This is a genomic window from Mesonia sp. K4-1, from assembly GCF_008017825.1.
Taxonomy (GTDB): domain Bacteria; phylum Bacteroidota; class Bacteroidia; order Flavobacteriales; family Flavobacteriaceae; genus Mesonia.
On record NZ_VRLS01000040.1, the window covers coordinates 42,928 to 64,163 of the forward strand.

The 21,236-nt window shown below is 32.7% G+C and carries 19 protein-coding genes; 10 read left to right on the top strand and 9 right to left on the bottom strand.

Annotation, left to right across the window (positions count from 1 at the left end):
• The first annotated feature begins 62 nt into the window (after positions 1-62).
• Both FT986_RS06425 and FT986_RS06430 read left to right on the top strand, forming a co-directional pair.
• Positions 63-833: a DUF1206 domain-containing protein gene (locus FT986_RS06425; protein ID WP_147864378.1), complete on the top strand. Its 771-nt coding sequence runs from the start codon at positions 63-65 to the stop codon at positions 831-833.
• 107 nt (positions 834-940) lie between these two features.
• Positions 941-3,259, top strand: a complete 2,319-nt coding sequence (locus tag FT986_RS06430) for a transglycosylase domain-containing protein (protein WP_147864379.1) — start codon at positions 941-943, stop codon at positions 3,257-3,259.
• Here FT986_RS06430 and FT986_RS06435 read toward each other — a convergent pair.
• On the bottom strand, positions 3,256-4,158 hold the full coding sequence (locus FT986_RS06435) for an SdiA-regulated domain-containing protein (protein ID WP_147864380.1): 903 nt from the start codon (positions 4,156-4,158) through the stop codon (positions 3,256-3,258). The two genes, FT986_RS06430 and FT986_RS06435, sit on opposite strands and share 4 nt — an antisense overlap.
• On the bottom strand, positions 4,155-6,383 hold the full coding sequence (locus tag FT986_RS06440; protein WP_147864381.1) for an FUSC family protein: 2,229 nt from the start codon (positions 6,381-6,383) through the stop codon (positions 4,155-4,157). The genes FT986_RS06435 and FT986_RS06440 overlap by 4 nt, the downstream gene beginning before the upstream one ends.
• 149 nt (positions 6,384-6,532) lie before the next feature.
• On the opposite strand from FT986_RS06440, the gene FT986_RS06445 reads away from it, so the two are divergent.
• Together FT986_RS06445 and FT986_RS06450 are read left to right on the top strand one after the other, a co-directional pair.
• Positions 6,533-7,828 (top strand): mechanosensitive ion channel family protein, encoded by a 1,296-nt coding sequence (locus FT986_RS06445; protein WP_147864382.1) that lies wholly within the window; start codon positions 6,533-6,535, stop codon positions 7,826-7,828.
• A gap of 89 nt (positions 7,829-7,917) precedes the next feature.
• Positions 7,918-8,538, top strand: coding sequence for a YqaA family protein (locus FT986_RS06450; RefSeq protein ID WP_147864383.1), 621 nt, complete (start codon positions 7,918-7,920; stop codon positions 8,536-8,538).
• 74 nt (positions 8,539-8,612) lie between these two features.
• Here the strand turns inward: FT986_RS06450 and FT986_RS06455 are convergent, their stop codons facing one another.
• Complete coding sequence (locus FT986_RS06455) at positions 8,613-10,112, bottom strand: DEAD/DEAH box helicase (RefSeq protein WP_111540399.1); 1,500 nt, start codon at positions 10,110-10,112, stop codon at positions 8,613-8,615.
• A gap of 254 nt (positions 10,113-10,366) precedes the next feature.
• Here FT986_RS06455 and FT986_RS06460 point away from each other — a divergent pair, with 254 nt between their 5' ends.
• Positions 10,367-10,732, top strand: coding sequence for a hypothetical protein (locus FT986_RS06460; RefSeq protein ID WP_147864384.1), 366 nt, complete (start codon positions 10,367-10,369; stop codon positions 10,730-10,732).
• A gap of 93 nt (positions 10,733-10,825) precedes the next feature.
• Positions 10,826-11,440, top strand: coding sequence for a M15 family metallopeptidase (locus tag FT986_RS06465; protein WP_147864385.1), 615 nt, complete (start codon positions 10,826-10,828; stop codon positions 11,438-11,440).
• Here the strand turns inward: FT986_RS06465 and galE are convergent.
• A complete protein-coding gene (galE, locus tag FT986_RS06470; protein WP_147864386.1) occupies positions 11,437-12,450 on the bottom strand; it encodes a UDP-glucose 4-epimerase GalE in 1,014 nt (337 codons plus the stop codon). The genes FT986_RS06465 and galE overlap by 4 nt on opposite strands.
• Before the next feature lie 215 nt (positions 12,451-12,665).
• Between galE and FT986_RS06475 the strand changes: the two genes are divergently transcribed.
• Together FT986_RS06475 and FT986_RS06480 are read left to right on the top strand one after the other, a co-directional pair.
• A complete protein-coding gene (locus FT986_RS06475) occupies positions 12,666-12,950 on the top strand; it encodes a DUF3817 domain-containing protein (RefSeq protein WP_147864387.1) in 285 nt (94 codons plus the stop codon).
• Positions 12,950-14,014 (top strand): endonuclease/exonuclease/phosphatase family protein, encoded by a 1,065-nt coding sequence (locus FT986_RS06480; RefSeq protein WP_147864388.1) that lies wholly within the window; start codon positions 12,950-12,952, stop codon positions 14,012-14,014. Before FT986_RS06475 ends, FT986_RS06480 begins: the two co-directional genes overlap by 1 nt.
• Here the strand turns inward: FT986_RS06480 and FT986_RS06485 are convergent.
• From FT986_RS06485 to FT986_RS06500, 4 genes are all read right to left on the bottom strand, one after another.
• On the bottom strand, positions 14,011-14,400 hold the full coding sequence (locus FT986_RS06485) for an acyl-CoA thioesterase (protein ID WP_147864389.1): 390 nt from the start codon (positions 14,398-14,400) through the stop codon (positions 14,011-14,013). The genes FT986_RS06480 and FT986_RS06485 overlap by 4 nt on opposite strands.
• Positions 14,401-14,464: 64 nt before the next feature.
• Positions 14,465-14,893 (bottom strand): NUDIX hydrolase, encoded by a 429-nt coding sequence (locus FT986_RS06490; RefSeq protein WP_147864390.1) that lies wholly within the window; start codon positions 14,891-14,893, stop codon positions 14,465-14,467.
• On the bottom strand, positions 14,893-15,762 hold the full coding sequence (locus FT986_RS06495; RefSeq protein WP_147864391.1) for a DUF72 domain-containing protein: 870 nt from the start codon (positions 15,760-15,762) through the stop codon (positions 14,893-14,895). Before FT986_RS06495 ends, FT986_RS06490 begins: the two co-directional genes overlap by 1 nt.
• 9 nt (positions 15,763-15,771) lie before the next feature.
• Positions 15,772-17,829 (bottom strand): HD family phosphohydrolase, encoded by a 2,058-nt coding sequence (locus FT986_RS06500; RefSeq protein WP_147864392.1) that lies wholly within the window; start codon positions 17,827-17,829, stop codon positions 15,772-15,774.
• Between the two features lie 113 nt (positions 17,830-17,942).
• On the opposite strand from FT986_RS06500, the gene FT986_RS06505 reads away from it, so the two are divergent.
• Positions 17,943-19,121: an acetyl-CoA C-acyltransferase gene (locus FT986_RS06505; protein ID WP_147864393.1), complete on the top strand. Its 1,179-nt coding sequence runs from the start codon at positions 17,943-17,945 to the stop codon at positions 19,119-19,121.
• 21 nt (positions 19,122-19,142) lie between these two features.
• Positions 19,143-19,895 (top strand): C40 family peptidase, encoded by a 753-nt coding sequence (locus FT986_RS06510; protein ID WP_147864394.1) that lies wholly within the window; start codon positions 19,143-19,145, stop codon positions 19,893-19,895.
• Between the two features lie 84 nt (positions 19,896-19,979).
• On the opposite strand, the gene FT986_RS06515 is transcribed toward FT986_RS06510, so the two are convergent.
• Positions 19,980-21,230, bottom strand: a complete 1,251-nt coding sequence (locus FT986_RS06515; RefSeq protein ID WP_255505928.1) for a tetratricopeptide repeat protein — start codon at positions 21,228-21,230, stop codon at positions 19,980-19,982.
• Positions 21,231-21,236 lie beyond the last annotated feature (6 nt).

The window sequence follows — 21,236 nt, forward strand, 5'->3', positions numbered from 1 at the left end:
ACTTCGTTTTTATTTAGGATGACTCTATATTTATTTCAAATTAAAGATAATCAACTTAGTATATGGACAAAAAATACAAAACTATCGCTAAATTAGGAATGTTTTCTAAAGGTCTAATTTACTTTTTAAGCGGCATTCTTACTTTAATGACTGCTCTTAATTTGGGAGGTTCAACCTCTGGAAAAAGTCAAGTATTTGATTTTATAAAAAAACAGCCTTTTGGTATGGCTTTATTGGTAGTGATCGCTGCCGGACTGGTATGTTATGCTATTTGGAGGTTTGTACAAAGTATTAAAAACCCTGAACATATTGAAGATGATTGGAAAGGGAAAATCAAACGAGTGGCGTATTTCCTTAGTGGAATTATCTATTTAGTTTTTTCATTTTTAGCTGTTAGGCATTTATGGAGTTCATCCTCAGGAGATGGAGGAAAAAGTGTATTAAGCAGTTTAAGTCCTACTCTCTTCACCATTCTTTTTATACTCATTGGTGTAGCCTTAATCATTAAAGCGGGGTACCATATTAAACAAGCCTATCAAAAAGAATTTATGAAGCGTTTTAGTATTAGCGATAGAAAGTGGCATAAAGCAGCTAAAAATGCGGGGTATTTTGGGTTTTATGCGCGCGGATTTGTAATTTTAATTATTGCTTATTTCTTTTTACGAGCCGGTTTATATTCTAAAAAAAATGAGGTTAAAGGTACTAAAGAAGCTTTTTCATTCTTGCAGGAATCTGATTACGGTACTATTTTAATGGCCACCGCTGCAGCAGGTTTAGCAGCTTATGGTTTGTTTATTATTCTTTTATCTAGATATAGAAGATTCGATGCTTAAGTATTGGTTTACCATCCTTATACAAAGTAAAACGTTATAAAAATTTTAAAATCAGTATTCTTCGAAGAACTTATTCGTTAATTTGTGCTCCTTATTGAAACCAAGTTATGAGTTACAAATCTTTTTTTAAGAAAAAGTGGGTGAAATTTTTACTTTACGGAAGTCTTTCTATTATAGTCTTACTGATTGCTTTTTACGCCAGTATTTATACGGGAATGTGGGGGGAAGTACCCACAAAAAAAGAACTCGCTAGCTTAAAACAAAGTCAGGCTACACAAGTATTAGATAAAAATGCCGACTTGATTGGGAAATTCTACATTTACGATCGTCAATCTATAAAGTTTGAAAGCTTTCCAAAACATTTACTTCATGCTTTAATCGCAACTGAAGATGCTCGTTTTTATGAACACGATGGTGTGGACAATAAAAGCTTGCTAAGAGTCTTTTTTAAAACCATCTTAATGTCTGATGATTCTTCTGGAGGTGGAAGCACCATCACGCTACAATTAGCTAAAAACCTCTACGGTAGAAATGATTACGGGTATTTAAGTATTGTTGTAAATAAAGTAAGAGAAAGTATTGTAGCTCAACGAATTGAAGATATTTATTCTAAACAAGAAATATTAACACTTTACCTGAATACCGTTCCCTTTCCCGATAACACTTATGGTATAGAAAGCGCCGCTCAAAAGTTTTTTAATACAGAAACTCGTCATTTAAATTTACCTCAATCTGCCACCTTAATTGGTTCTTTAAAAGCCAATCATAGCTACAACCCTAGACTTTTCCCAGAACGTTCTCAACTAAGAAGAGATGTGGTGATTAATCAAATGCTTAAAAATGATTACCTCTCATTAAATGAAGCCAATTTTGCCAAACAACAAAAGATAGAATTAGATTATCAATATTATGCTCCCAACCAAGGTTTAGCTCCATATTTTAGAGCACATATTAAAAAACAATTAGATACTTTACTTCAACAAAAGAAATTTAAAAAACCTGATGGCGAATTCTATGATGTTTACCACGATGGTCTAAAAGTTTACACCACTTTAGATAATACGTTACAAACTTATGCAGAGGAAGCCATGCAAGAGCATATGAGCAATCTACAACGTCAGTTTGAAAAAGCTTACGGACAGCGTGCTCCATGGTTAAAAGGTAAAAAGGCTTTTCTCGCCGCCAAGCAGAGGCTTAAAATTTATAAAAAGTATGCTTCGCAAGGTTTATCCGCGAAAGCGATAGAAGATTCTTTAAGTAAGAAGAAAGAAACTGAACTTTTCTCGTGGGATAAAACTGAAATTAAATCCATGTCTGTTTTAGACAGTTTAGAGTACTATTCAAAATTCTTAAATGCAGGAATGGTTTCCTTAGAACCGTCGAGCGGAAATGTCTTAGCCTATGTAGGCGGTATTGATTACAGGTTTTTTCAATATGACCATGTTTCACAAAGCAAGCGCCAAGTAGGATCTACCTTTAAACCTATTGTTTATACCGCAGCTTTAGAAAACGGCATGGAAGCTTGCACTTATTTTCCGTTAAAAGCAGTTACCTATACTGATGTGGATGATTGGAAACCCACCAACGCTTCTACAATCGAAGGTAGTGAAAACTTAAATTACTCCTTAAGAAAGGCGTTAAGCAACTCGGTAAACACCATTGCAGTAAAGGTATTGTATGAAACAGGGATAGAAAGTGTAATTGAACAAGCGCGCGCTATGGGGATTACTAGTGATATTGAAGAAGTTCCCTCTATAGCATTAGGTTCTTCTAACCTTCAACTCATTGAAATGGCTCAAGCTTATACAAGCTTTGTCAATAAAAGTGTTCCCTCCTCTCCTATTTTTATTACGAAAATCGAAGATAAAAATGGAAATACTATTGCTTCTTTTGAAGATTTACATCCCCAATCTAGAAACGAGAAACAACAAGCCTATAGTGACGATACACGCCAGGTAATGTTAGATTTTTTAAAGGCTACAGTGAATGAAGGAACTGCCACAAGATTGCGTTCTACGTATGGTTTAACCAATGAAATTGCAGGGAAAACAGGAACTACGCAAGACAATAAAGATGGTTGGTTTGTAGGAATTACACCTCAATTGGTTACCCTTACTTGGGTAGGAAATGACAACCAGCAAATAGGATTTAGCAATACTGGAATTGGACAAGGAGCAAATTCTGCTTTACCTATTTTCGCTAAATACTACCAGAAAATTGACGCCGATAATAAATATAATTCTATTGCCAACGCACAATTTGAGAAACCATCAGTTCATGTGATAGAAATGTTAGATTGTGAAGATAGCAAAGAGGATGGCTTTTTTAAACGCCTATTTGGAGGGAATGAAGACGAAAAAGAGTTCGAAAAGAAGAAAAAGAAAAAAGGAATCTTTGGTTGGTTGAAAAAAGATAAAGAAGATTAATTCTTTACTTTTTTCTTTGTACCCCCTGTGTTTTTTTCATTTAAACTTACTTGTAAGATATTAGCAGATTGTAAATCTCCTTCATTAGAAATAAACATTTTTCCATTTGAGTCAAAACTTAGACCTTCTGGTTGTTGAAACGTATCGGGATCTAAAACAAGTAACTTTTGAGCTTCCCATTTATCATTTAAGATCAAAATTTTTGGAATAACTCCGTCAAGCATATAAATATCATTAGTAGTAGGGTGTACTTTTATCTCTGAAGTTCTAAATAACTTTTCATCTCTATCATCATCAAAATCCTGAAAAACAGGATTGTCATACATCAGTTTAAAGACCGGTGTTTTCAATAACTCCTTAGTCGGTAGATTAAATGCGTAAACCGATTTGAAATTACCTCGATGATCTTCATTTTCTTTACAAGCTAATAAGAGTCTATTATTTTTTTTATCGTAGCATAAACCTTCCACATCAAAATCTTTAGTTAAGAAGTTATTATGTGTAATCACTTTAAAATCAGGTTTTATAAAGTTTTTCACCTCGTATAAAGTACCGTTGCTTTTTACTACAAAAGCATTAGTACCAACGATGCTAATACCTTCATAATCGCCTTGTTCTCCAAAATTGACAGTTTTTTCTATTGATTTTGTTTCTAGATTATAGATAAAGATTTTACCCTCTTCATCTTGCACACATGCTACTCGTTGATCATCTATATGAGCAATACCCGAAACCTCTTCTAAGATATTAGGTAACTCCCATTTCTTCTTTATAACTACCTCTAAAGGATTATCATAATTTGTAACATATTTATCTTTAAAATTAAAATACATAAAGGTCACAAAAGCCATGATGATAAGGGTGATAAAAAATGGAGGACTTTTAAAGTATGAATTCATGTTTTTTTATTTTTTGGTATCTTTTTTAAATTTAAAGAAATCTCATAAAGCCATTTTAACTGCTCTGTGATAAGTTGAGCTTCCTTTCTATGGGATTGTAGCTCTTCTTTATGCTTTAAATTTTCTTTTTTTAAATATTGCGAATTTAATCGAATTGTTTCATTTTCTAAAAAAGCAGAAGCCTTTTTTAAATCTTCCGTTGAAGTAATTTGTTGCTGAGGATTTTTGTGCTCAATTCTATTAATCGTTTGTCTTAAATTATTCTCTATATGATTGATATAAGTTTCAAAGGAGTGAGAAGCTTGGGTGGTTTTGTGGTTTCTTATAAACGTACCCAAACTAGCCAAAGAAGATAAAAACGTATAATTAAATACATTGTATTTGTAAAGTCTTCTATATGCTTTTCTCTTAGATTTTGGTTCTTGTGCCATACGTTGAAAGGTTGCACTTAGATTACCCATAGCTATAAATGCTTTTTTTCTAGCTACTTTATAACTGTTGGGTAAATTTCCCTTAGTATGATAAAAATGATCTATTTCTTTTAGGTAGTTGATATTAGCTTCTAAAGCATCTACTACATTTTTTTTATAAAAAGAGGACTCCCACGAAGGCCAAAGAATAAAATTACCAAAAAATGCCAATCCTGAGCCGATGATAGTATCAATGACACGGTATTGAATCACATTTAAAACATTGGGCTGTAAAAGCGCATAGATAAAAACTACATTGAGCGTAATAAATGCCGCTGCACCTACATAGTTTTTTTGAATCATGGAGAAAGCTAAAATCAAACAGATTACACCTAATATCATATAAACCAATGGATGCTGTACAAATAAAATGATGATAAAAGCGACTGCTCCTCCAATAAAAGTTCCTATAATTCTGTGTTTTGATCTTTGCTTGGTCAGACCATAGCTTGGTCTTAAAATCACAATGAGCGTGAGTAAAATCCAGTAAGAGTTTTGAACTTGAAAATAAGAACCAATTAATACGCCTAAAATCATTAGTAATGCTAATCTTAATGCATGTCTAAAAATGGGAGAGTTTAAACTTAGCTGCTGAATTAAGTTTCTAAAACTATAATCTATAGGGGTTATAAATTGTTGAATTTCAGCTTTTGGCTGAATTTTGATTTTATTTCTTTGGTGTATATTTTTTAAAACCCGCTCTATTGAATTGATTTTTTCGATCTGTTTCATTTCAAAATCGAACATATTTTGTAAAAACAAAAATCGATCTGAGTTGAGCGTAGATGATTTTTCCTCTTGTAAAAAGGATTCTATCTCTTTATAAGATTGAGATACATTAGTGGAAGATGTTATTTTTGAATTATCTATAAATACTTCAGAAATATGAAATAACTGCTGACTCATTTCAAAAATGAGTTCTTGGTACTTGGTAATCATCGAAGGCTCCTCCTCCTCTATTTCGTCGATGTACTGGTAATTGATGGGATGGGCAACCACTAATTCTAGCAAGTCTACCAAATCGATAAAAATTAATAGTTTTCTACGGGAAGAATTAGAAACCCCAGATTCTTTTCTCGAACTTAAAAGCGCTTCTCTTAAATCTTCATGTTTTTCATTGATGCTTACTTGTAACTTAAACTGCTCTTCTTTGAGTTGCTCTCTATTATTTTTTTTAGAAAGTAATTTCCCTCTTAATATTAAAAAATCCCCTGTAAGCTTAGCGGTTTCACCCAGTAACAATTCGGTATGTTTATTAGGCCTCAAATAAAGAAATAGAGAACTTAGTCCTATATACCAAAGACTCCCTAAACCTATGTATATAGTGTGTAGCCAAATCGCTATATCGCCTAAATTAGCGTACGACAATACGATGGCTATCAAACCCGTAAAAGTTACCAAAGAAGCTCTAAATCCGTACACGGAAAGTAAAGAAACCGCAAATACAAAAATAAAAACCACCAATAAATTGAGCCAGAGAAATTCTTGAGAATATCCTCCTAAAAGCGTTCCTAAAATCCCTAATAGAGCTGCACAAAGCATTCCTAGTAAACGATGTCTTAGATTTCCGGCTACATCGCTAGGTGCAACCATCAAAACTCCTAAAGCCATTGCCACTCCTATAGGTAATAAATCAAAAAGATTGGTGAGGTATAAAGGTACTACCATAGCTAAGGCTAAAACATAGCCTTTCGCAAAATCCAATCCGGTTACATAACGAACCGCATTTTTCTTAATTTTTTTTAGGTTGTACACAATTATAATTTCGGGTGATATGCAAATATAGATGTTCCGTAAAGCTTAGCTTATCCTTTAAGAATAGTTTTGTATTTTAAAACTAAAAATAGCGTTAAGTTTTTGCTTAAGCTGCGAATCCACGTTACTTTTGTAGAAAACCGCAATTAATGACTCCATCAAAATTAACACGTACTTTTTATCATCTATTTAAAGATTGGGGATGGCAAGATTCCCTAGCTGTGTACGGTAATTTAATCATCAATTTTACGGTGTTGATTATTGTGGTCTATGTTTTTAATTTTATTCTTAGAACCATCTTAAGAAAATTCATGGTTCAGCTTTCTAAGAGAACCAAGACAGAATTTGATGATTTCCTCTTTAAAAACAAAACCATTTATCACTTCTCACATTTACTTACATTGTTTTTAGTGAGATGGCTTACGCCTTTAGCATTAATAGATTTTAAACATTATAGTGACGATGCGAAAATACTTATTGATGTGGTTACGGTCATTATTGTTATTATGGTAATAAGGAGTGTTATCCTCACTTTTAGAGATTTTCTTAAAACGCTTAATAGCTTTAAAGACAAACCAATTGACAGTTACATACAAGTGTTTATGATCTTCACTTGGTTTTGTGGGTTCTTAATCATTTTCTCTCACATTACAGGAAAAGATATTTGGACTTTTCTAACGGCTTTGGGCGCACTCTCAGCAGTGATACTACTTATTTTTAAAGATACTATTTTAGGTTTTGTAGCCAGCATACAAGTTTCTGTAAACGATACTGTACGTATAGGCGATTGGATTACGATGGAAAAATATGCGGCAGACGGAGATGTGATTGAAATCAATCTAGCCTCAGTTAAAGTGCGTAATTTTGATAATACCATCACCACCATTCCCACTTATTATTTAATTTCCGATTCTTTTAAAAACTGGCGTGGAATGAGTGTTTCGGGAGGTAGAAGAATAAAAAGATCGATTTTAATTAAATCATCAAGCATTCATTTTCTATCGGAGGCTGAAGTTGATCAACTCAAGGAAATTCACTTAATAAAAGACTATTTAACTACTCGTCAAACTGAAATTAATAATTACAATACAGAGAATCAAATAGAGAAATCTACTTTGCTTAACGGAAGAAATCAAACCAATTTTGGTGTATTTAGAAAGTATGTAGATACTTATCTTAAACAACATTCGGCGATCAATAAAGAAATGATGACGATGATTAGGCAGTTAGAACCTACATCCCAAGGAATCCCGTTAGAAATATATGCTTTTAGTAAAGATAAAGTGTGGCAGAATTATGAATATATTATTGCTGATATTTTTGATCACGTTTTAGCTGCTGTTCCTTATTTTAATTTAGAGATTTTTGAACTTCCTTCTGGGAAGAATTTTCAAGTCTCTTTAAAAAATGAAGAAACCTCTCAAACATCAGATAAAGATGCCTGAAGCTTATAAAAAAGAAATACTAATTCTTACTCAAATAGACTTGTAAACCGCTGTAGAAGCTATTACATTTGCAGCTTTTAATACTAAAGATGACACAAAAAAATAATTCAAATAAAAAACCTAGGTGGAAATTACTTCACCAATATTACTCGTATACGGGATTCTATTCATTTGTAGGTAAGAGTTTAATAAAAGCAGCATTACCCATAATTCTATTTATCATAGCTCTAATTTGTGTACATTTCTTTGTTATTGATATTAACGATATTCTGACGTATGTAACCGATAATTTTCATCCCATTGGTGTTTTAGCGGTATTTTTTGCCTCAGAATCGATTTTGGGACTTATTCCGCCAGAGATATTTATCGCTTGGTCTGGAAAGTCTGCTCATCCTAATTTATACCTTACCGCCATTGCTTTTCTTTCTTATTTTGGAGGAATTGTCTCTTATTTTGCCGGGAGAGGAATTGCAAGTATTCCTTCTGTTTTTGTGTACCTAGAAGTAAAAATGGCAAAACACATTAAAAATATGCGTAAATGGGGTGGTTTTTTAATTGTGGTAGGAGCTCTTCTACCAATTCCTTTTGCAATCTCTAGTATTGCCGCGGGAGTCATTAAGTTTCCATTTAAAAGCTACCTTTTATTTGGGTTACTAAGATTTGTACGTTTCTTACTTTACGGAATTATGATCTTTGGAGCGTTAAATTAAAACGTTTCCTTCTATAAAATAAAAAAAGCCCGATGTGAATTTTTCACATCGGGCTTTTTATTTTATCAATTTCTCTACTCTTGAAATAGATCGTTAATTCTAGATCGTAATTTTCGATTATAGTCTTCAAATAACCAATCTCGGTAGTTTTTAGTATTATTGATGATACAGTAAGAATATCTCTTTACACGATCTCTAATATCATCTTTTAACTCTCTAGCTAGGATTCTTGCATCAAAAACATCTTCACTGTTTTCAGCACACATTTGCGCATGTTGATTCACAGATTCTTCTAATACAGCCTTAGATTTTTGTCCGTTATTAACTGCTTCATTGTAAGCTTTCTTAATATCGAATTCTATATTTTCAGAATTTTTGAAGAGTTCTCTCACCTCTTCAGGCATTTTGTATTTAAATTCTCGCTCAATTTCCTCATCACCCGTAATATTTTCTAAGAAATAATCTGGATTCTTGAAGATTTGCTGCCAATCTACAGGAGCATCCCACATTCCAAAACGAGCGGCATTATTTCCTAAATCAATTACATTAAAGATGTCTTTATGAGGCAGTTTTCTCGATCCACGACCGATCATTTGGTAATAAAGGGTTAATGATTTGGTGGCGCGGTTAAGAATAATATTTTCAACTGTAGGTTCATCAAAACCTGTGGTTAATATACTTACTGAAGTTAAAATAGCATCAGGCTTATGCTTAAACCATTTTAAAATTTCTTTTCTCTCCTTTTTACTGTGCGTATTATCTAAGTGCCTTACTTCATAACCTGCATCTTTAAAAGTCTGGTAAACGTACCAAGAAGTATTAATACCGTTATTAAAAATAAGTGTTTTCTTACCTTTACAACGCTCTTCATAAGCTTGTACCAACTTTTCTTGCATAGACATATTGGTATACAAGTCTTCAGAAGATTTTACAGTATAATCTCCGTTAATTCCTACTTGTAAAGAGGTTAATCCCACATCATAGCTATAGGTTTCCGCTTTAGCGAGAAAACCTTTTTCTATAAGTGAAGGAATAGAGTTTCCTACAATAAGTTCTTTATAGTTATCTTTCATAGGTAACTTAATATTAGAACTTAAAGGAGTCGCGGTTACCCCAAGGATAAAAGAATCTTCAAAGTATTTAAATAATTTTGTAAATGAGTTGTAATGAGCTTCATCAATAATCACCAAACCTACATTATCTACCTCTAGCTTTTCATCGTTAAGACGGTTATTAAGGGTTTCTACCATCGCAACAAAACATTGATATTCATCTTGATCTGGCAACTCTTTTACCTTACTATTGATAATTTTGTTGCGTACACCAAATCCGTTAAGCATTTTAGAAGTTTGCTTACACAATTCAATTCGGTGGGTTAAGATCACTACTTTTTTGTTGGTCTGCTCAATATACCTTCTCACAATTTCAGAGAAAACTACTGTCTTTCCTCCTCCAGTAGGCAATTGATACAACAAATTAAAATTATCTGGTGCGTCGTTTAAATAGGTAAAGATTTTTTGTAAATCTCTTTCTTGATAGTCATATAATTCTTTTTCAACTATTTTCTCTCTCATAAAGCTAATTTCCTCCTTCTTATTTTTCTTATAAAACCCTGCAAAATTACGCAGTTTTAAAGGTTTATTGAAATTATTTAGCATAAAATAGATAAATAATTTTATCGGCTTGTGCGTCAATCCTTTAAAAATATTAGAACTAACGGCGTTTTGTATATAATTGTTTTCTAATGAAATTTTTTAAAATATGTAGGTATATTTAGGATTGAAAAAATTATTTTTGCAGTAATGTCAAATAATTAAACCCGTCCATTTTGAATAACTCGAAGGCCCAAAAAATTATAAAGAAAATACTTGATGATTTAGAACATGCTGGAATCATCACCAATACTCTTGTTGCCGATCTTAAGGAATTAAGACCTTATGCCGTAGAAGAAAAAAGACCTGTTATTGCAAAGGCACTTAGACTTACTACCGAGCATATAGAGGAGCACTATACATTTGATATTCCTATTCCTGAAGATGATCCTATTGAAGATGAAGAAGAAATAGTGAAAAGTGAATTTAATGCCGATGAGAGTTTAATGTACCTTATCAATTTAATTAAAGACAGCGAAAACAAACACAATATTGAAGAAATAAGAGAATACAATAGAGCTTTAAATGAGTATGAGTTCTAAAAATTTACTCGATTTTATCTAGTCTTAAAGAGGAGTTTTTTATAAAAGCTCCTCTTTTTTTTATATCTTAAATTAATAATTGAGCACGTATGTATGTATAAGTGGTATCTAATTTTATTTTTTTTACTGAATTACAAGGGTTATTCTCAAGCTCAAGAAATAGCTCATTTAACTAATCTAGAAGAAGTATCTAAAGATTTTACGTTCGATATTAAATACGCTACCGAAGATAATTTTCTAGAGAAGAAAATATATGACTGCTCAAAATGCTTGTTACTTCCAAAAGTAGCCGATGCTTTAATTGCTGCTAATAACTATTTTTGTGAATTTGGTTATCAAATTAAGTTGTTTGATTGTTACAGACCCCTTTCTGCACAAAAAGTGATGTGGGATATTTTTCCTAACGCTATGTATGTAGCAAATCCATACAAAAATAAATCGGTTCATAACAGAGCTGCAGCTGTAGATCTAACTTTGGTCGATTTTGACGATTGTGAATTAGATATGGGAACTACGTATGATTTCTTCGGAAAAGAAGCTCATCAAGATAATTTTAATCTACCTGAAGTGGTACTTCAAAATAGAAAGCTCTTAAGGGAAGGAATGAAAAAATTCGGGTTTAACCCTATAAGAACCGAATGGTGGCATTATGATTTCTCCAACGCTTACAGTTTTCCTGTACTCAATTCCTTATTTGATTGTGACTAATCTTGTTTAAGTTGCCATTCCCAAGCGCTTTTTAAAGCTTCTTCTATCCCCAATTCTGCTTTCCAGCCCAAATCATTATTTGCCTTAGTAGTATCGGCGTAAGCGGCTATAATATCCCCTTCTCTTCTGTCTACGATTTTATAAGGTAATTTTTGTTGGGTTACTTTTTCAAAGGCATGAATCACTTCTAAAACACTGTTCCCTTTTCCTGTTCCTAAATTAAAGACCTCATAATTTTTCTTATTCTTTTTCTGAATAAGACGCTCTAAAGCTACAATATGTGCTTTGGCTAAATCTACCACATGAATATAGTCTCTTATTGCAGTACCATCTTGTGTAGGATAATCATCGCCAAATACTGATAATTCTTTTCTTTTCCCTGCTGCTGTTTGAGTAATAAAGGGAATAAGGTTTTGTGGAACGCCAATAGGTAACTCTCCTATTTGTGTAGATTCATGAGCTCCAATAGGATTAAAGTAACGCAAAGAAATACCACTGAAATCTGAATTAACCTTTGCATATTCTTGAATAATCTCCTCTCCTATTTGCTTGGTATTGCCATAAGGAGATTCTGCTTTTTTTACAGGAGCTTCTTCTGTAATTGGTAACTCATCGGCCTGACCGTAAACTGTACAAGACGAGCTAAATATAAAATTGCTAAGCTCTTTTCTTCTCATTTCCTGTAACACCAACACAAGAGTATTGATATTATTTTCATAATACATTAAAGGTTTCTCTACACTTTCACCCACCGCTTTTGAGGCTGCAAAATGAATAATTCCGTCAAGGTCTTGGTGCTCTTCAAAAAACTCGCTTAATTCTAGTTTATCTTTTAAATCTAGTTTATAAAATTGTGGTGATTTTTGTGTAATAGAAGTGATTCCTTCCAATACAGATATACTAGAATTAGAAAGGTTATCGATGATAACCACTTCATAATTTTTTTGAAGCAATTCTACCACGGTATGCGAACCTATAAACCCAAGTCCGCCTGTAACTAATATTTTCATTTACAGAATATTAAAATTAAACACCTAATTATAGACATTGATTTCTTTTAAAAATAGAATGCTTTTAAAAGATTAAAAATAATTTTAAACCAATTTAGGTATAAGATTTTAAAAATAAATGGAAAATTGAAAAGAATATTATTAATATAATAATCCAGATAGAATTTCTTTATAGTATTCTTCAAATGGCCTAAATTTGTATAAAATTTTACTCCATGGATAATTCAATTAAAGCTTTTAAACTCATCAGCATATTAGAAGCAATTTCTTTTCTAGTTTTGCTACTTATTGCTATGCCTCTAAAATACATTTGGGAAATGCCAGAAATGGTAAGAATTGTAGGAATGGCACATGGTATTCTCTTTGTATTATATGTAATGGGAGCTTATTGGATGTACGAAAAACTTAATTGGTCTTTTAAAACATTAATGATTGTAGTTTTGTGTTCTATTCTACCATTCGGACCTTTCTACGCAGACAAAAAATATCTTCCTGCATAGTGAAACTTAAAAACTTTCTTATCGCTTTTGGAGCATTGGCAGTTTTACTAACTGTTACCCCTCTAATTACAGCGAATTATTGGTGGATAAGAATGTTTGATTACCCGCACGTTCAATTAACTATATTGACATTTACAGCATTTGTATGTTATTTTATGCGGTTTGATTTAAAAAATTATAAGGATTACTTATTTGCTTTTAGCATTGGAGCTTGTCTCTTTTTTCAGTTTTATAAAATTTACCCTTATACTCCGTTTGCAAGACATCAAGTAAAAAATGTATCTTCTTTTGATACTTCTAAAAACCTAAAAGTTTTTATTGCTAACGTATTACAGACCAACAAGAAAACTGATTTATTATTAGCTGAAATTAAAAGCTTTGATCCAGATGTTATCGTTCTTTTAGAAACGGATAAAAAATGGGCTAAGGCCGTAAAATCATTAGAAAACAAATTTTCATATACTTTAAAGAAACCTTTACCAAACACTTATGGAATGCTTATGTATTCTAAAAAAGAATTGATAGACCCTAAAGTCAATTTTTTAGTCTCAGATTCTATACCTTCTATTGCTACCAAGATGAAATTGAATGCTAAAGATACCATTCAAGTATATGTAATACATCCAACACCACCAATGCCACAGCATAATCCTAAATCTACCGATAGAGATGGAGAAATGATGATGGTTGGAAAAATGGCTAAAGATTCTAAATTACCAACAATTGTGATGGGTGATTTTAATGATGTTGCTTGGTCTGAAACTACCAAAGAGTTTCAGCAACTCAGTCAGTTATTAGATCCTAGAATTGGAAGAGGATTTTATACTACTTTTAATGCTAACAATATCTTATTAAGGTGGCCTCTAGACCATGTATTTATGTCTAAAGATTTCCTTATCGATAAAATTGATAAAGGAGGGAATATTCACTCCGATCATTTTCCAATTTTCGCTAGTATCGTTCTTCAAAAGGAAAATAATAATGAAGACGTAGCCCCTCTTACTCCAAAGGAAAAGAAAAGAATTAATAACACTATTAAGAAAAGTAAAGAGAAAAGAAATTAACTTTCTAATCTATTCTTTACATATTCTATTTCGGTTTTGCCATGAGGTTTTGCTTTTCCATTTTCATCTAAGCTTACCATGACGATCTTTTCTATACTAATAATGGTTTCGCGAGTCATTTTATTTCTCACCTCGCATTTTAATGTAAGAGATGCAGTTCCAAATTTTGTTACCTCCAAACCTATTTCTACAATATCACCTTGTTTAGCTGAGCTTTTAAAATCTATCTCACTCATAAACTTGGTCACCGTTTTAGGGTTTTCCAGTTGAATGATCGCATATAAGGCCGCTTCTTCATCTATCCATTCTAATAATCGTCCTCCAAATAAAGTTCCGTTAGGATTTAAATCTTGTGGTTTTATCCATTTTCTAGTGTGAAATCTCATAGTTTTTTGTTTTACTGAAATATAAAATAAACTAGTTAAAATTCCGGCAAGAAATCATCACTGTTTATGATAATGGTATTTGTAAAATCTTGGCTGCATCTGCTATTATTCTTTGATGATCAAATGCTAATGCCGGTAAATCTAATACTGAAAACCAATCGGCTTTCTCTGCATCGTCATTTGCTATCACTTTCGTGGAATTTTTTACACAACCCGTAAATGCAACAGAAATCATCCTACCACGAGGATCTCTCTCTATTGCATCATACACCCCTACTCTTTGTAGATCGTTGATCATCAAAGAAGTTTCTTCTTCTAATTCTCTTTTGCAACCTTCAATTAACAATTCATCATCTTCTAAAAAACCACCAGGTAAAGCCCACTGACCTTTAAACGGTTCATTCTTTCTCTGAATAAGCAGTACCTGATATTTAATTTCAGTTAACTGAAAAATAACAGCATCGGTAGTAATTGAAATTTGAGGTCTTGACATTACAGTGTTTTAGGAATAGAAATTTTTGTAGAAAAACGCTCATTAAATTTTTCAATAAAATAAGCAGATAATAAGGGCGAAGATTCTTCTACATTTTGATGAATAAAAAAGTAAAGGTTTTTTAAACCATGCGTATACCAATCTTCAATTCTATCTAACCAATCATCTAAACGTGTATAATCTGAAGGATGATTTGCTCCGTTGTAACGGATAAAAGCAGTAGGTGTGGTTAACCGCATATGAAGTAAATCTCTTCTTCCTGCACTATCAGTAATTAAATTGGTAATGTTATATTTTAAAAGAATGGCATTAAAGTCGTCTTCTATCTTTTTATCTTTAAACCAATTTTCATTTCTTACCTCAATAGATAATGGTATTTCTTTAGGCCATTTTTCAAAAAACGGAGCGAGTCTATCCATATCTTTTGGTAGAAAGTTATCTGGCATTTGTAAAAAAACCATCCCTAGCTTATGATGAAGCCCCGTAAGATTAGCCGTAAAATCGGTTACGAGTTCGTCACAATCTTGCAGTCGTTTTAAATGACTTATAAGCCTGGGAACTTTTGGAAAGAATTTAAAATTTTCTATTGTTTTTTCTTCCCATTTCTGAAACTGCTCATGGGGCCACATTCTATAAAAGGAAGCATTTAACTCTATGCTATTAAATTGAGTAGAGTAATAAGTCAGTTCTTCTTTTGTTCCTCTTGGGTAAAAGTTTTTTAGGTCTTTCTTGTTCCATTTAGCACAACCAATACGTACATCCTCCCAGGTTTCAGGTTCAACTTTATGTAAGATATTATGGGTTTGCTCTTGATTAGGAGGTAAACTAAAATCTATCTGCTCAGGGTGTTCTACTTTTCCAAATTTCATAGTAAAAGTTTATTCTGGATATTCGATTCTTAAATGGTAAATATTCTTAAGTTTTCTCTTTAAAATCTTCTTAATGGCTTGTATTTCTTTAAATGTAATGTTTGCATTTAAAAACTGGCCTTCATCCATTTGTTTATTAATAATTTTTTCTACAAAGTCATCAATTAAAGGTGCTGTAGGTTCTTTTAAGCTTTTACTTGCCGCTTCCACACTATCGCTCATCATTAAAATGGCAGTTTCTTTACTAAAAGGGGTTGGTCCAGGATATCTATAATCATCTTCATTAATTTCTTCTCCGTTTTCGTGAGCTAGATCTTTTGCTTTTTTATAAAAATAAAAGACCAAGCTAGTCCCGTGGTGGGTTCTAATAAAATCTATTAAACGATCAGGTAAATTATTTCGTTTAGCCATTTCGATACCATAAACGACGTGATTGATGATAATCTCGGCACTTTCTTGAGGTTCCAATTCGTCATGGGGATTAACCGATGTGGTTTGATTTTCAGTAAAAAAGGTAGGATTAGCCATTTTACCTATATCATGGTATAGAGCTCCAACTCTTACCAGCATGGCATTACCTCCAATCTCATTTGCTGCAGCTTCAGCCAAATTAGCTACATTTAAACTGTGATGGAACGTCCCTGGTGCTTTATTAGAAAGCTCTTTTAGAAGTTTTGAATTGGTATCAGAAAGTTCTAATAACGACATATCTGAAACTAAACCAAACAGCTTTTCGTAAGCGTAGATAAGAGGTTGTACAAATAGCGTAGCAAATCCGCCAAGGAGAAACATAAGTAAAGTTTCGTAATCAATTTTACTTACATCACCTTCTTGAATAATTGTAAATGAAAAGTAAGCAAAAATATAAACTGCCGTAATTTGACCTACAGAAATGAATAGATTGGCTCTTTTATAAAGTTCTGAAATGGTTAATATGGTTACTATTCCCGCTATAATTTGCAGAAACATATACTCATAACTATTGGGAACAATAAAACCGATGATTAACACCGTAATCACGTGCGTAAAAAGCCCTAGCCTAGCGTCAAAAAAAGCTTTCAGCGTAAGCGGAAGAATACAAAGTGGCACCACATAAACATAATTTACATTAATTTTCATTACCGTTGTGGTTAAGAAAACCGTGAGTAAAATGTTAAAGAAGATAAAGGTAACCTTAGTGTTATTTTCAAATATATCTGGTCTGTATTTATGAATAAAAAGAAAAAGCATTAACAAGGCCAGAGAAACTAACAACAAATAACCAACTACTACCACATAATAGCTGGAATCTGTCCAGACCTTGGTTTCATATTCTGTCTTTAAGGAGATGAGGATTCGGTATTTATTGTTGTCTATTACTTCTCCCCTTTCAATAATTCTGCTTCCTTTAGAAATACTACCTCTGGTATAAGAAATAGCTCCGAGTTTAATTTGTAAATCTTTTTCGGTTAATTCTTCATTGAGTCTAACATTGGGCTTTAAAATATTAAAGAAGAGTTCTTTTAATTGATTTTGATATTTAGCAAGTCTTGTATTGGTGATCTTTTTATCAAGGTAAGTCCCGAGATTATCTTGATGAATAATATTATTATAAACTACTTCTTGAGCTTCATTACCCTTCTTTAAATAAACGATGCTATTTTCATTAAATCGGTTAACCTCAATTAGGATTCCGTTTTTGTAAATATCATCTAAAGTATTTTGAGAGAATTTTATTAACCTCACGCCATCAATAGCCATAATACTATCACCAAATACCAATCTAGCTTGTTTATCTAGATTAGATTTTATTTGTTTAGGGATGGCTGTATTGTAATTATAATAAGGGGTATGATTTTCTCTTATTTGCTCCTTTTCATCTGCTAACTCTTCATTGGTTTTTAAAATAGCAAAATCAAAAGGCGCATAGAGGTTTTCATACTGCCAAGGCTTCCCTTTAGAGATATCATACTTAAATTTACTTCCTTTCGGAAAAAGATAAACAATTATAGCCGTGGTAAGTAGATATAAAAATATCTTATAGATTAAGGCCTGGTTTTTATAAATTCCGTTTACAAAATTGCTCATACGTGTAACTTAACTTTCAAATGTACTAAAAAAACAATCGTAAGTTCACAAAGCATTGGTCTGTTCTTTAGAAATTAGTTAAATTCGCAGAAATTGATTTAAAATAAAAAACCATGAATAAAGAAGTAGTTATAGTTAGTGCAGCAAGAACTCCTATTGGAAGTTTTTTAGGAAGTTTATCGAGTGTACCCGCTCCTAAATTAGGATCAATTGCAATTAAAGGAGCTTTAGAAAAAATAAATTTAGATCCTAAACTAGTACAAGAAGTATTGATGGGTAATGTGGTGCAGGCAGGTGTAGGACAAGCTCCTGCTAGACAAGCAGCCCTAGCTGCAGGAATTCCTGAAACGGTTCCTTGTACAACTATTAATAAAGTTTGTGCTAGTGGAATGAAAGCGGTTATGCAAGGAGCTCAAGCTATTGCTTTAGGGGATGCTGATATTATTGTTGCTGGTGGTATGGAAAATATGAGTTTAATCCCTCATTATATGCATTTAAGAAACGGTCAAAAATTTGGACCTAAACAAATGGAAGACGGAATGCAACGTGACGGATTAGTAGATGCGTATGACCAAAATGCTATGGGTGTTTGTGCAGATTTATGTGCTAAAGAATATGAGTTTTCTAGAGAAGATCAAGATGCTTTTGCTATAAAATCTTACGAGCGTTCTAAAAAAGCTTGGGAAGAAGGAAGATTTGATGACGAGGTAGTTCCTGTAGAAGTTCCACAACGAAGAGGAGAGCCTCTCATAGTTAAAGAAGACGAAGAGTTCAAGAATGTGAGAATGGATAAAATTTCTTCTCTACGTGCTGCTTTTAGTAAAGAAGGTACAGTAACTGCAGCGAATGCCTCTACGATTAATGATGGTGCTGGTGCAGTAGTATTAATGAGCAAAGAAAAAGCAGAAGAGTTAGGTTTAACTCCATTAGCTACTATAAAGAGCTTTGCGGATGCAGCGCAAGAACCAAAATGGTTTACAACTTCTCCGGCTAAAGCTTTACCAAAAGCAATTGAAAAAGCAGGGATTACACAAGATGATATCGATTTCTTTGAGTTTAACGAAGCTTTTTCTGTAGTAGGTTTAGCTAATATGAAAATTTTAGGTTTATCTGATGAAAATGTAAACGTTAATGGAGGTGCTGTTTCTTTAGGTCACCCACTTGGATGCTCGGGAGTAAGAATTATTATCACCCTTTTAAATGTATTGAAGCAGAATGATGCTAAATTAGGAGCTGCTGCAATTTGTAATGGTGGTGGCGGTGCTTCTGCAATGGTGATAGAAAGAAATTAATATTTTCATATATAGATTAGAATGCAATACGGATTTTGCAACCTTAATATTGTTCCTGTAAGACTGGAACCTGCTGATGCAAGTGAAATGGTAACCCAACTTTTGTTTGGGGATCATTTTAAAGTTTTAGAAAAAAGAAAAAAATGGAGCAAAATCCGTATCGCTTTTGACAAGTATGAAGGATGGGTAGATAATAAACAGTTTCTTGAAATTACGGAAGATCAATATCATGAGATAAATCAAACTCCTAGCGAATTGGTGGCTGATGTAATAGATTTTCTTCAAGATGATAAAAATCAGCTCATTCCTATTTCCTTAGGTGCTAATATTAATAAAATAGTAGAGTTTGGGAATTATACTTATGAAGGACGCAAATTACAGGGCAAAAACACTAAGGAACAATTTTTAGAAACTGCATTTCTCTATCTTCATGCCCCTTATTTATGGGGAGGAAAAACACCATTCGGAATTGATTGCAGCGGATTTACTCAAATGGTTTATAAACTTAATGGTTACCAATTATTCAGGGATGCTTCTCAACAAGCAAAACAAGGTGAGGCTTTAAGCTTTATAGAAGAAAGTGAACCAGGAGATTTAGCTTTTTTCGATAATCAAGATGGAGACATTATTCACGTTGGTATAATTATGAGAGAAAACTATATTATTCATGCTCACGGCAAGGTTAGAATAGATCGCCTTGATCATAGTGGTATATTTAATGTAGATACAAATCAGTACTCACATAATCTTAGAGTAATCAAAAAAATTGTATAATACTTAAACTAAATTACTGATAAAAAATAAAAAAGCTTCCAGATTTCTGGAAGCTTTTTTTATATCAATATGTGGTTACAATTCTTAGTTCTTTAAAGCGTCAGCTTTTTCTGTTTCTCCAAGCATCCCATATATTTGAGTTAAAATCTGAACAGATTGTTTATATTCTGGAGATTCTTTTGGCTCTTTTTGGATTACTTTTTCCAAATATGGAACCGCTTCTCTGTATAACTCATTTCTCTCTTTTTGAAGTTTGTCATAACGCTTGTTATCTGCATTAGACATCCCCAACCCATTCATTTCTTCAATGATTGCTTGCTCTTTATTTAAAATAGCTGAGGCGATATTGATATTGGCGTTTACCATTTCTGGATCAATATCAATTGCTTTTTTGTAATAAGAAATCGCTTTTTCTTGATCTCCCATTTTAGCAGTAGTTACCCCTAGGTTATAATAAAGCGTTGCATTGTTTGGGTCCTTTTCTATTACTTTTTCTACTAAAGCAGAATATTTATCCATTTTCCCTAAGTTGTAATAGATGTCAGCTTCTGTTAGCATAAGACCAGTATCTTCCGGACTTTCTTTTCTTGCCTGTTGAATAGCCATCATTGCCTTATCTTTTTGATCCTTTTGTAGATAAATAAGAGCTATGTTTTTTACAATATCTGGTCTTTTAGAATCTTCTTTAATTGTAGAAGGCTTAATGTGACTTCCAGCCTTTAAGTAAATATCTCTTTTATTTTCAGTATCAAAATTTTCTACTTCACCAGTTTCTTTATTAACTGCAGTATAAATAGTACCTATTCCAGTAAAATTAACATCTCTTAGTTGTTCATAATATGTAAGAGCTTTATCGTAATCTTTACCCGTAGTAGCGCTAGATGCTGCATGAAAAAGATAGATAGTATCTTTTTTATTTAACGCATAAGCTTCATAAAGTTTCTCTGCAGATTCAGAAAATTTTTCTTGCTTTTGATCTGCTATAGCTGAATTTATCAAAGCATTCCTTACATCCATTAAACCTTTTTCGCCGTCTTCTTTTTCTCCCAGTTCTATTGCACGCTCAAAAGATTTACCTGCAATTACCAAATCTTCGGTTTTTACCGCGGCTTGATTTTTTGCAGCTAAAAAAGCATTTCCTTTGGTAAGGTAATATTCTGCTTGTACTTTTTCTTTTTCATTAGAAACGGCTCCTTCAACAGAATTTAAAAGAGTTTTAGCCTCTTTATAATTACCACTCTCCACAGCTTTACCTGCATTTCTAATTTCTTTTTTTTGTGCAATAGCTACTATTCCGATAAGGGAAAGACCAATAGTTAGAGCTTTAGTTTTCATAGTCAT

Bases quoted from the DNA above. Each gene is read 5' to 3' on its own strand.
- FT986_RS06445 (WP_147864382.1), top strand. From the start codon at position 6,533: ATGACTCCATCAAAATTAACACGTACTTTTTATCATCTATTTAAAGAT.
- FT986_RS06450 (WP_147864383.1), top strand. From the start codon at position 7,918: ATGACACAAAAAAATAATTCAAATAAAAAACCTAGGTGGAAATTACTT.
- FT986_RS06475 (WP_147864387.1), top strand. From the start codon at position 12,666: ATGGATAATTCAATTAAAGCTTTTAAACTCATCAGCATATTAGAAGCA.
- FT986_RS06500 (WP_147864392.1), bottom strand. From the start codon at position 17,829: ATGAGCAATTTTGTAAACGGAATTTATAAAAACCAGGCCTTAATCTAT.
- FT986_RS06510 (WP_147864394.1), top strand. From the start codon at position 19,143: ATGCAATACGGATTTTGCAACCTTAATATTGTTCCTGTAAGACTGGAA.
- FT986_RS06425 (WP_147864378.1), top strand. From the start codon at position 63: ATGGACAAAAAATACAAAACTATCGCTAAATTAGGAATGTTTTCTAAA.
- FT986_RS06505 (WP_147864393.1), top strand. From the start codon at position 17,943: ATGAATAAAGAAGTAGTTATAGTTAGTGCAGCAAGAACTCCTATTGGA.
- galE (WP_147864386.1), bottom strand. From the start codon at position 12,450: ATGAAAATATTAGTTACAGGCGGACTTGGGTTTATAGGTTCGCATACC.
- FT986_RS06430 (WP_147864379.1), top strand. From the start codon at position 941: ATGAGTTACAAATCTTTTTTTAAGAAAAAGTGGGTGAAATTTTTACTT.
- FT986_RS06495 (WP_147864391.1), bottom strand. From the start codon at position 15,762: ATGAAATTTGGAAAAGTAGAACACCCTGAGCAGATAGATTTTAGTTTA.
- FT986_RS06485 (WP_147864389.1), bottom strand. From the start codon at position 14,400: ATGAGATTTCACACTAGAAAATGGATAAAACCACAAGATTTAAATCCT.
- FT986_RS06435 (WP_147864380.1), bottom strand. From the start codon at position 4,158: ATGAATTCATACTTTAAAAGTCCTCCATTTTTTATCACCCTTATCATC.
- FT986_RS06455 (WP_111540399.1), bottom strand. From the start codon at position 10,112: ATGAGAGAGAAAATAGTTGAAAAAGAATTATATGACTATCAAGAAAGA.
- FT986_RS06490 (WP_147864390.1), bottom strand. From the start codon at position 14,893: ATGTCAAGACCTCAAATTTCAATTACTACCGATGCTGTTATTTTTCAG.
- FT986_RS06515 (WP_255505928.1), bottom strand. From the start codon at position 21,230: ATGAAAACTAAAGCTCTAACTATTGGTCTTTCCCTTATCGGAATAGTA.
- FT986_RS06465 (WP_147864385.1), top strand. From the start codon at position 10,826: ATGTATAAGTGGTATCTAATTTTATTTTTTTTACTGAATTACAAGGGT.